At 41.2% G+C, this 11,519-nt stretch carries 7 protein-coding genes; 4 read left to right on the top strand and 3 right to left on the bottom strand.

The window, feature by feature from the left end; all coding sequences use genetic code 11:
- The 3 genes from ACK8HY_RS18710 to ACK8HY_RS18700 form a co-directional block, all read left to right on the top strand.
- The coding region (locus ACK8HY_RS18710; protein ID WP_416134459.1) for a hypothetical protein at positions 1 to 210 on the top strand (210 nt) is incomplete at its 5' end.
- A gap of 509 nt (positions 211 to 719) precedes the next feature.
- Positions 720 to 2,126, top strand: a complete 1,407-nt coding sequence (locus ACK8HY_RS18705; protein WP_416134458.1) for a Gfo/Idh/MocA family protein — start codon at positions 720 to 722, stop codon at positions 2,124 to 2,126.
- Positions 2,127 to 2,294: 168 nt separating this feature from the next.
- Positions 2,295 to 3,233 (top strand): formylglycine-generating enzyme family protein, encoded by a 939-nt coding sequence (locus tag ACK8HY_RS18700; protein WP_416134457.1) that lies wholly within the window; start codon positions 2,295 to 2,297, stop codon positions 3,231 to 3,233.
- Positions 3,234 to 3,277: 44 nt separating this feature from the next.
- Here the strand turns inward: ACK8HY_RS18700 and carB are convergent, their stop codons facing one another.
- A complete protein-coding gene (carB, locus tag ACK8HY_RS18695; protein WP_077438026.1) occupies positions 3,278 to 6,097 on the bottom strand; it encodes a carbamoyl-phosphate synthase large subunit in 2,820 nt (939 codons plus the stop codon).
- Positions 6,098 to 6,358: 261 nt separating this feature from the next.
- Positions 6,359 to 8,617, bottom strand: coding sequence for a family 20 glycosylhydrolase (locus tag ACK8HY_RS18690; protein ID WP_416134456.1), 2,259 nt, complete (start codon positions 8,615 to 8,617; stop codon positions 6,359 to 6,361).
- Positions 8,618 to 8,767: 150 nt separating this feature from the next.
- Here ACK8HY_RS18690 and lipA point away from each other — a divergent pair, with 150 nt between their 5' ends.
- On the top strand, positions 8,768 to 9,649 hold the full coding sequence (lipA, locus tag ACK8HY_RS18685; RefSeq protein ID WP_077438024.1) for a lipoyl synthase: 882 nt from the start codon (positions 8,768 to 8,770) through the stop codon (positions 9,647 to 9,649).
- Positions 9,650 to 9,832: 183 nt separating this feature from the next.
- Here lipA and ACK8HY_RS18680 read toward each other — a convergent pair whose 3' ends face one another.
- Positions 9,833 to 11,467, bottom strand: coding sequence for an amidohydrolase (locus ACK8HY_RS18680; protein WP_416134455.1), 1,635 nt, complete (start codon positions 11,465 to 11,467; stop codon positions 9,833 to 9,835).
- Positions 11,468 to 11,519: the final 52 nt, after the last annotated feature.

Here is an 11,519-nt window from a genome sequence, read left to right as displayed (position 1 = left end):
AGGTCGGTGCCTTTTTTTACACGGAAGCCCTTGCTGGAAACAGTCAAGGGCTTCTTTCGTTTGATACTTTACTCTTCTCCTGCTTTTCTGCGGGCAGCCAACAGGGCTGGATGGGAAGTTCCGTACAGTCCCTTTATTCCTGCAACAGGATTATTGGACAATCGTTTAGGAGCAAGGGCAACAGCAGCCGTAAAACCAACAAAACCGTAGCGGCAATAACTGTAAAAGCAATAGTTGTAGCAGCAAGGGTAACAGCAAGGACACCAGCAGTCGCATCAGCAACAGCAGTCCCTCTGGAGTTTTGATGGTATAACAGGGTTTGACGATCTTTGCAGATGGCATAATCCAAACGAGAATACCTAATCATAGAGATCCATAAATAGAGTAGATATATTTACCTCGGGGGCATATTTTATATTTCTTCTATAAAATTGACAGGTTGTATTTGTCTAAGCACCATACTTTTGCTGAAAAATCTCAATTGCAGGAGATTAAAGCAATCGTTTGTGTAGATTAGACAAACGATTGCTTTAAATTTTGATTTTTTATTTTGAGAAAAGTGTTATATTATTGTTATAGAGATTAAGTTCTTTAGTTAGAACCAAGTATAAATCCAAATCCAAAATGGATTTTTCTTATTGACTGTTTAGTTTGTTTTAAAATAGGTGATTTTTTAGAGGGACCATTTGGTCCCTTTAAATTTACATGAACTTTAAATTATGGATTCTAGAAGAGATTTTTTAAAAAAGGCCGGGATTTTATCGTCACTGGCTGTTTCACTTCCTACTTTGGTTAATGCCAATGCAACAGCAGATGCATTTAATATGTGTGGTTATGCTGCACCCAAAATTGATAAAGTGAAAGTTGCCGTCATTGGATTAGGGATGCGTGGTCCCGGTGCAGTGGAACGATTATCTTTTATCGAAGGTTGTGAAATTGTCGCCCTTTGTGATAAACATCCGGAGCGGGTTGAGAAAGCACAGAGGATTCTTACTTCGAAAGGTTTGAAAGCCGCAAAATCATATTCTGGAGAAGATGGCTGGAAGTCACTATTGAAGGAAGAAAAGTTGGATTTGGTCTATATCTGTACACCCTGGGACTACCACGCACTTATGAGTGTAGCAGCTATGAAAGCGGGTAACCATGTCGCTTGTGAAGTGCCAATTGCTTTGACAATTAAGGATTGTTGGGAAGTGGTCAAAACATCTGAAGCAACAAAAAAACATTGTATGATGTTGGAGAATTGCTGTTACGATTTTTTTGAAATGCTGACATTAAATATGGCCCGTCAAGGTTTATTTGGTGAACTAATTCACGGTGAAGGTGCCTATATTCATGATTTATTGGATTTAAATTTCTCAAAAAATGGTTACGATAATATGTGGCGTCTAAGGGAAAATATTAAATATAATGGTAACTTATACCCAACTCATGGACTTGGACCTGTCGCACAATGTTTAAACATTAATAGAGGCGATAAAATGGACCATCTAGTAGCGATGTCATCCAACGATTTTATGATGGGCGAGAAGGCGAAGGAGCTTGCAGCCAAGGATCCGTTCTTTCAGGAATTTGTCGGAAAGAAATACCGTGGCAATATGAATACGACATTGATCCGTACTGCCAAAGGAAAAACAATTATGTTACAACATGATGTTACTTCACCTAGACCATATTCAAGACTACATACGTTAAGCGGTACAAAAGGTTTTGCCCAAAAATATCCAACTGAGCATATTGCATTTGGCCATGAATTCATTAAGGAGGAGAAGCTCAAAGAATTATATGATAAATATACGCCAGAGTTAGTTAAGTATATCGGTGACAAAGCCAAAGAAGTCGGCGGCCACGGGGGTATGGACTTTATGATGGATTGGCGCCTAATCGACTGTCTACGTAACGGTTTGCCATTGGATCAAGATGTGTATGATGCTGCTTCATGGAGCTGTATCGTGCCTTTGAGCTTTGAATCGGTTGAAAAGAACTGCAAGACCGTAGCTGTACCCGATTTTACAAAAGGCGCATGGAAGAATAATAATCCTGTGGATATCACATTAAAGGGCGGTGGTAATACACCTATTCGCTCAAAAAATGCTAAAAAGGAAAATGTACAATTGGATGTATAAAATCTATAGCTAAGGCAATAATTGAAAGGGGAACATTTTATTGTTCCCCTTTTATGTTTATCTTTAGGTATGTTAATCAATCTAACACTAGTTACCTGCCTATCGATATTTTCCACAAATGACACCCTCTCATGTTGTGTGGGCGAAAATATACCTACCCGAGCAGGAATGATCAAAGCTCAGTTGGCTAAACAAAGCAATTCCGCGGTTGGCAAGATGGTTTTAATTGAAGGAGGTAAATTTCTGATGGGAAGTTCGAATTTCGAAGATAGTAAGCCTGTACATGCTGTGGAACTTAATTCATTCTATATGGATGAACATGAGGTGACAAATGCGCAATTTGCACAATTTGTAAAAGAAACAGGTTATGTAACAGTCGCTGAGCGAAAACTTGACCCGAAAGATTTTCCCGGCGTGGATCCGAATATGCTCGTTCCCGGATCAGCGGTATTTTCAAAACCTAAAGAACTCAGCTCTTTAAATAACTATTTGATGTGGTGGGAATACGTTCCCGGCGCAAATTGGCAGCATCCTGAAGGTCCCAATAGTTCAATAGAAGATAAAATGAATTATCCAGTTGTTCAAGTCGCCTACGAAGATGCCGCTGCTTATGCAAAATGGGCGGGGAAACGATTGCCTACAGAAGCGGAATGGGAATATGCAGCCCGCTCCCGTAAGGATACGAATGAAGATCTGTACTATTGGGGGAAGGATTTGAAACCAAAGGGGAAATGGACGGCCAATATCTATCAGGGGAAATTTCCTGTTGAAGATTCAAAGGAGGATGGCTATGAAGGTGCTGCTCCAGTGAAATCCTTTCCGGCGAACGCATTGGGACTTTATGATATGGAAGGAAATGTCTGGGAATGGTGTTCGGACTACTATAGACCGGACTACTATAAGAATAGCGTCGTCTCAAATCCTACAGGACCGGAGAATTCCTACGATCCACAAGAGCCTAATCTCGAGAAACGTGTCCAACGGGGCGGATCGTTTCTCTGCAATGATCAATATTGTGAACGCTATAAAGCGGGAAGCCGAGGTAAAGGTGAGGTAAATAGCCCGACAAATAATGTCGGTTTCCGATGTGTAAAAGATATAAAATAGAAAAGGCTTGCATTTGCAAGCCTTTTCTATTTTATAGTGATGCCTTATTGGGCATTCAAGAACATTGATTTTTGATTATACAACTCTCTGAAATATGGATCCTGAAGATCTTTGATAAAGCGGATGGCTTCACCTGTTGATTTCATTTCAGGTCCCAATTGTTTATCTACCTCAGGGAATTTATTGAAGGAGAATACAGGTTCTTTAATCGCGTAACCCTGCAATTTGCGCTCGATTGTGAAGTCCTTCAATTTATTCGCACCCAGCATGACCTTTGTAGCGATGTTGATGTAAGGAACATCGTATGCTTTCGCTATAAACGGAACAGTACGAGATGCACGTGGGTTAGCCTCGATGACATAAACATTCTCACCTTTGACAGCGAACTGAATGTTTAATAAGCCGCGTACGTTCAATGCTTTCGCTAATTTGATCGAGTATTCTTCCATCTTATCCTGAACAGCTTGTGATAGACCAAAAGGAGGCAATACTGCCGAAGAGTCTCCCGAGTGAATACCAGCTGGCTCGATGTGTTCCATCATACCGATGATATGTACATCTTCACCATCACAGATTGAATCTGATTCCGCCTCTTCAGCACGATCCAGGAAGTGATCGATCAAGATGTGATTTCCAGGAAGATTTTTCAATAGGTTAACTACCGCTTTTTCCAGGTCTTCGTCATTAATGACGATGCTCATGCCTTGTCCACCCAATACATATGAAGGACGAACCAATACCGGGTAACCGACTTCGTTTGCTACTTGTAAAGCTTCTTCTGCTGAAGTCGCTACACCATATTTTGGATAAGGAATTTCAAGTTCTTTTAATAAGTCGGAGAAACGACCACGGTCTTCGGCTAAGTCCATGTTTTCAAATGATGTACCGATGATTTTTACACCAAGTTGTTCTAAGCGTTCTGCCATTTTAAGTGCTGTCTGTCCGCCCAATTGAACGATAACTCCTTCTGGTTTTTCCAATTCGATGATCTCACGTACATGTTCCCAGAATACAGGCTCGAAATATAATTTATCGGCCATATTGAAGTCCGTAGATACAGTCTCCGGGTTACAGTTCACCATGATTGCTTCGTAACCACATTCTTTTGCTGCCAATAAGCCGTGCACACAGGAGTAATCGAACTCGATACCCTGACCGATCCGGTTTGGACCTGAACCTAAGACAATGATTTTCTTTCTATCTGAAGAGATGGATTCATTTTCTTCTTCAAATGTCGAATAGTAATATGGGGTCTGCGCAGGGAATTCCGCGGCACAGGTATCGACCATTTTGTAAACGCGGTTGATACCTAGTTCTTTACGGCGATCGTATACTTGATCTTCTGTTACATTACCTAATAACCAAGCGATCTGAACATCTGAATAACCTTTTTGTTTCAAGGTCATGAAAAAATCACGTGGAATGTTATTTAACTGATAACGACGTAATTCTTGCTCTAGGTGTACCAATTCTTGAATCTGTACTAAGAACCATTTGTCGATACGTGTTGCTTTACGGATGGACTCCAATGGAACGCCTAATTCGAATGCATCTTTGATATGGAATAGACGGTCACCACTTGGATGCTCTAGGCTATCCATGATCTCGTCTAGATTTCTCCATTGACGACCATCAGCACCTAAACCTGCACGACCAGTTTCAAGAGACTGACACGCTTTTTGCAAAGCTTCGATGAATGTACGGCCAATCGCCATCACTTCACCTACAGCTTTCATCTGAAGGCCTAATTCCTTGTTTGCACCTTTGAATTTGTCAAAGTTGAAACGCGGGATTTTTACGATAACATAATCTAGCGTTGGTTCGAAATATGCTGAGGTTGTTTTTGTAATCTGATTTTGCAACTCGTCCAAGTTGTATCCGATGGCTAATTTAGCCGCAATTTTTGCAATTGGGTAACCAGTTGCTTTTGATGCTAAAGCTGAAGAACGTGATACACGTGGATTGATTTCGATCGCAATAATTTCTTCATTTTCTGGATTAACAGAGAACTGAACGTTACATCCACCGGCGAAGTTACCAATCGAACGCATCATCAAGATCGCTTGATTACGCATATCTTGGTAGCACTTGTCTGATAATGTCATACCTGGTGCAACTGTGATGGAGTCTCCGGTGTGGATACCCATTGGGTCAAAGTTCTCAATGGTACAGATAATGATGACATTGTCGTTGGTATCGCGAAGTAATTCCAACTCGAATTCTTTCCAACCCAATACGGCTTGTTCTACCAAAACTTCATGTGTTGGTGAAGCATGCAAACCTCTGTTTAAAGCAGCGTCAAAATCTTCCTTTCTGTGCACAAATCCACCGCCGGTACCTGCTAGGGTATAGGAAGGACGTATAACAAGAGGATAACCAATTTCTTGTGCAGCTTCTTTACCTTCAAGGAAAGAGTTTGCAATTTTGGATTTTGCAACACCTACACCGATATCAACCATTAATTGACGGAATTCTTCACGGTTTTCAGTTTTTTCAATGGCAGCAACATCAACACCGATTACGCGCACGTTGTATTTTTCCCAGATACCGCGGTTAGAGGCTTCGATACATAGGTTCAAAGCGGTCTGACCACCCATCGTAGGAAGCACAGCGTCGATATTGTGTTTTTGCAATACCTCTTCAATACTTTCGCAAGTTAATGGAAGTAAGTAGACATTGTCTGCAACAACTTTGTCCGTCATGATTGTTGCAGGGTTAGAGTTGATGATGGATACTTCAATACCTTCTTCTTTCAATGAAAGGGATGCTTGAGATCCAGAATAATCAAATTCACAAGCTTGACCGATAACGATGGGACCTGATCCGATGATTAAAACCGACTTAATGGAAGTGTTTCTTGGCATTATATCTAGTTCAAAAAATTAAATTTCCTATTGTAAATCTGAGCAAAGACAATCAAAAATAGCTCATGGGGAAGGGTCATTCCGACTGCTTTGTCGGAGTGCAAAGTTACATTTTAAATTTTGAAAATGAAGTATTTATTTTAAGAATATTTCAAAATAAAATCATCTTTGTTGGAAAAGTGGCTTTGGAAAATAGTAATAATAGTCGGAAAACGTAAGAAATAGATTTCCAACTATTATCGGAAATTGTTTATTATTCGGCTAATAAACAATAATTTCATCTGTAAATAAATATCCCTTTTTGGGGTTGCTAGCTTTGATTTTAATATAGCGCGCCTGTTGCGCTTTATCGAGTTTTAGCTCGAACCTTTTAAACGTTAATTTGGATTCTTTATCAGATATATCGTTTTTCACTGTTCCTATGGAACGGAATGTACGACCATTGTCAGAAACCAGAACCTCCATATCTCCAGGCATATAAACTCCGGGGCCTATCATTTGCATGAAATTCATGGCCACCTGATGGATTTCTTCTCTGCGTTCTAAATCAACGATAACATCAATCGGGCTTGTAAAGCCCTGCCATTGACCGTCATGGTAAGAGAGTCCGCCGGTTATTCCATTTGTTAAAGTTGAGTCTTTTTGTGCCGGATATCCTGACCATTGTGTATTGTAAGTTACTTTTTTTCCAATGGCACGATGAATATCGATATCAAAGGATAATGTGGGACCTATTTTGATCGAATCTTGGAAATAGGCTGCATTGATATGTCCTGTTGAACTAAGTTCAAACGGTCCGGTATAAGGCGTAGACTTAATCGTAGGCTCACTGCTATCAATGGTATATCTAATCTGATCTGTATTCAGTTGCTCGGTTGTAAGCGTAATCCTATTGTTGTTTTTGATCGGATTATAAGATGCTGTATACGCTACATTGAATGAAGGACGATAATAGTTCAGATTCAGTTCCTGCAGCAGTTTGTAGTGTGATTGCATTCGACGTTGAAAGTCGGGCCAGCTTTTCGCCTCTTTAGTTGTCCAATTGATCTCAGATAGGGCCAAGGCGCGTGGAAATACCATATATTCGACATGCTCGGTCGTTGGCACATATTCTGTCCATATATTTGCTTGTGCTCCAAGGATGTGTTTGGCTTTATCCGCTTGTATTTCAGCTGGAATAGGATCGTAGGAATATACCTTATCAAGTGTAAGATAGCCTCCAATTGCTTCGGGTTGAGTCCTTGGATCTGTTTGATAGGAATCGAAATAAAGATGTGAACCTGGAGTCATAATGACATCGTGACCTGCATTTGCCGCTTTTATTCCGCCCTCTTCTCCGCGCCAACTCATCACTGTCGCGCCTTCGGTCAGTCCGCCCTGTAAAATTTCATCCCAACCAATAAGCTTCCGGCCCTTTGATTGCAAATACAGATCCATTTGTTTAATGGCATAGCTTTGTAGCTCATCTACCGATTTTAAACCTTCCTTCTGCATCAGGGCCTGGTCTTTTGGACATTTTTCCCAATGTTTCTTTTCAGCTTCGTCACCACCTATGTGGATGTATTGGGAAGGGAATATGGTGAGGACCTCATCCAATACGTTTTTTAAGAATTCAAAAGTTTTTTCATTGCCAATGCAAAACTCGCTCTGGCTGTAGGGTTTACCGGAACATGAAAGTTCGGGATACACGGCTAACACTTCTTCTGAGTGTCCGGGCATTTCTATTTCGGGAATGACATTGATGCCTTTTTGGGCAGCATAATCTACGAGCTCTCGCGCTTCTTCCTGTGTATAGAAGCCGCCACTTGCATTCGGGGTTCCTTTTTCTACATACTGACGACCATTGTTCCACCAATCTTTCCAATGCGTATGTGTTCGCCAGGCGGCCTTTTGTGTTAATTCAGGATATTTTTTAATCTCCAACCGCCAACCGGCTCCATCTGTCAAGTGCCAATGAAAGTTATTGAACTTATAAATGGCCATGACGTCTATATATTTTTTTACGAAAGAAAGCGGCATAAAATGACGGGAAACGTCTAAATGAAGCCCGCGGTAGGAAAAACGAGGTTCATCAACGATTGTCGCAAATGCTATTTGGTTAGGGTCAGCTTGTAGGTAACCTAATTGAATCAAGGTATAAATCCCATTGATGACCTGTGGCGTATCCCAAGCTTTAAGTAAAAGACCTTTTTCATCAATTTGAATCGAATAGGCATTTTTGTTGAGGTTGTCCGCATCAACAGCCTTTACAATACGAAAACCTTCTTTTGGTGCTTTTTTATTTTTCTTTAGCACTTCAAGGGTGAAACTTTTGATTGCAGGGTGTTCGGTAAGCAGTTGTGCCGTCGCCTGGAAATCATCTGAAATAATAACTGTGGGATGTGTAGGGATGGCATATAATCCTGTCGCTACAGTTACCTTGGATGGTTTGGGAATTAGATCAAAATTAGTTTGGGCCTGCACACCAAAAATGCAGGCTCCCCCAAGAAATAAGAAGGATAAAGATCGGCTCAGTCGCATAGTAAAGTCGTTAGATTAACAAATAATCAACACAAATATCCTAATTTTTGTTTCATTATTCTATTATTGCCGTCATTCGATAAGTATTTATGATATAAAACCAACAAATTGCCCAGTAGAAATTACATTTTTAATCCTTAACTTTGTTCTATGATTGAACTTCCAGTTATTCCGGCAACTCCTGCACAACGCAAGCCTGATTGGTTGCGTGTCAAATTGCCTGTTGGTAAAGAGTATAGACATGTCAGAAGTCTTGTAGATGAGCACAAATTGCATACGATTTGTGAGAGTGGAAATTGCCCTAATATGGGGGAGTGTTGGGGGGCAGGAACAGCGACCTTCATGATATTGGGTAATATCTGTACACGTTCATGTTCGTTTTGTGCTGTAGCAACAGGCCGTCCTTTGGCTGTTGATTTGGATGAACCAAACAGGGTAGCTAACTCCGTGAAATTGATGCAGGTAAAACACTGTGTCATCACTTCTGTGGATCGTGATGATCTGAAAGATGGTGGTTCCACAATTTGGGCAGAAACAATAAATGCCATTCGTAGAGAGAGTCCTGAGACAACACTGGAAACGTTATTGCCGGATTTTAAAGGTCAATGGGATAATTTAGATCGTGTCATTGCTGTCCGTCCAGAAGTGGTCTCTCATAATCTGGAAACAGTTCGCCGTCTAACTAGAGAAGTACGTATCCAGGCGAAATATGATCGTTCTTTGGAATGTTTGCGTCGGATTTCCGAAGCAGGCCTTCGTACAAAATCAGGCATTATGCTTGGTCTCGGTGAAACGGAAGAAGACGTCATTGAAGCAATGCAAGACTTATATAATGTTGGTGTTCATATTTTGACGCTTGGACAATACTTACAGCCAACGAAAGCACATCATCCCGTTATCGAATTTATCACACCTGCTCAATTTGAAAAATATAAACAAATTGGTTTGGAAATGGGATTCAAATATGTTGAATCCGGACCTTTGGTTCGTTCATCTTACCATGCTGAAAAGCATTTGTTCGATATGCAATAATAGCGCTAAACGATTAGACTTCTTGGAAAAACAAAAGTTGTTTCCATGTTAACATATTAAAAAGCCTGCGTGATTATGTCATGCAGGCTTTTTTTTACAACTTACATCTAAGTTTTTGTTGTTTCTTTTGAGATAAGCGAGGCAGTGATAATCAGCGTGGTGCTCAGCAGAAATAGCCAGTGCCTACCGGGTAAAAACAGTTTCTCCAGCGATTACTGTTCGTATTGTTTTTACTGTCCGCAGCTGCTCATTTGGTATTTTAAGGATGTCGTGCTCGAGGATAACAAAGTCTGCGTCTTTACCCGCTTCTATACTTCCCCGTTTTTTCTCCTGAAAGCAGGAGTATGCTGCCCAGATAGTCATCCCGCGCAACGCATCTTCGCGGCTAATCGCATCCTGCATTTGGAAGCCTTGATCTGGGTAACCTTTTTTATCAACACGGGCCACAGCTGCATGAAAGCCATACATGGGATTGAAATGTTCAACGGGGAAGTCACTCCCCAGAGCGAGTTTACCATATTCTTTCAAGAGATGCTTGTACGCGTAGGCGCCTTTCATTCGCTCTTCTCCCAGCCGGTCCTTTGCCCAGTACATATCAGATGTGGCGTGGGTAGGTTGTACAGAAGGAATAATCTGGAATTTCTTGAATTTATCGAAATCCAGCGGCGAGATAATCTGGGCATGTTCGATACGCCATCTGCGATCGGCATGTGGCTGTAGGTATTTGCCATAGATATCCAGGATAATCCGGTTGGCCGAATCACCGATTGCATGGGTGTTGGCCTGGAAATTACTTGCCGCGATCGCTTTGATCATCTGTTCATATTCCGCAGGACTATGCAATAGAAAGCCATGTGTAGGTGCATCATGGTAATGGGCAAGGAGACAGGCTCCACGGGAACCTAAGGCCCCATCAGCCAGTAATTTGAATGATTTTATTTCCAGTCGGTCGGTTTCATAAAATCCCTGTGCTATAAATGAGGAAATATTCTGTGGACTGCCAAGGATCATGGCATAATCCCTAAATTTTAATGCGCCTTCTTTATAATATTTTTTTAACAGATCGAGTCTTTCTTTTGATAAACCTGCATCCACAATAGAAGTAAGGCCCACAGAAAGCAATGAGTCCTGGGTTCGCTTTAGCATTCTCAGGTATTCTTTTTCATTGGGTACAGGGATTGTTTTGTTGACCAGATCCATGGCATTGTCGATCAAAAGACCGTTAGGTGTATTATTGCTTCCACCAACAACGCCGCCATGGACGGTAGGAATACTTGTCAGTTTGGCCCATTCCAGTGCTTTGGAGTTTACCACTGCGGCATGGTAATCTACCCGTATCAAATATACCGGTATATCTGGGAAGGCTTCATCCAACAGTTCTTTTGTGGGGAAGGATTTGTCTTTCCAGCGATTTTGATCCCAGCCACCGCCGATGAGCCAAGTTTTATGGGGATTTTTTTGTTGATAACTTTTGACTCGTTGAATCACTTCTTCGAAAGAATCGGCTCCATTGAGATCGACCTGATCCATTAGTTCGGCTTCATCAAATAGATGCGCGTGTGCATCGTAGAATCCGGGATAGATCGCTTTCCCCTCAGCGTCTATTTTTTCTGTGGCTTTATACTTTCGTTGAATCTCTTCATCTGAACCGATTGCGATAAATTTACCGTCCCTAATTGCAAATGCCTGTGCTGTGCTGAAGGCGGAATCTACGGTATATACCTGTGCATGATATACGATGAGGTCTACCTTCTCTTGCGGAGAACAGGCGATGAAAACTAAACATAAGAGCAAAGGGATAATTGGGAAATTTCTCATATCCTAAAAATAGAAAAAAATAGCTAGATGCAGAGGGAGTCAACCTAAAAAT

Source organism: Sphingobacterium sp. NGMCC 1.201703 (assembly GCF_047784615.1).
GTDB lineage: Bacteria > Bacteroidota > Bacteroidia > Sphingobacteriales > Sphingobacteriaceae > Sphingobacterium.
Note: the sequence above shows the minus strand (reverse complement) of the source record. Positions and strands in the feature narration are given on the sequence as shown.

Bases quoted from the DNA above. Each gene is read 5' to 3' on its own strand.
- ACK8HY_RS18705 (WP_416134458.1), top strand. From the start codon at position 720: ATGGATTCTAGAAGAGATTTTTTAAAAAAGGCCGGGATTTTATCGTCA.
- ACK8HY_RS18700 (WP_416134457.1), top strand. From the start codon at position 2,295: ATGATCAAAGCTCAGTTGGCTAAACAAAGCAATTCCGCGGTTGGCAAG.
- carB (WP_077438026.1), bottom strand. From the start codon at position 6,097: ATGCCAAGAAACACTTCCATTAAGTCGGTTTTAATCATCGGATCAGGT.
- ACK8HY_RS18690 (WP_416134456.1), bottom strand. From the start codon at position 8,617: ATGCGACTGAGCCGATCTTTATCCTTCTTATTTCTTGGGGGAGCCTGC.
- lipA (WP_077438024.1), top strand. From the start codon at position 8,768: ATGATTGAACTTCCAGTTATTCCGGCAACTCCTGCACAACGCAAGCCT.
- ACK8HY_RS18680 (WP_416134455.1), bottom strand. From the start codon at position 11,467: ATGAGAAATTTCCCAATTATCCCTTTGCTCTTATGTTTAGTTTTCATC.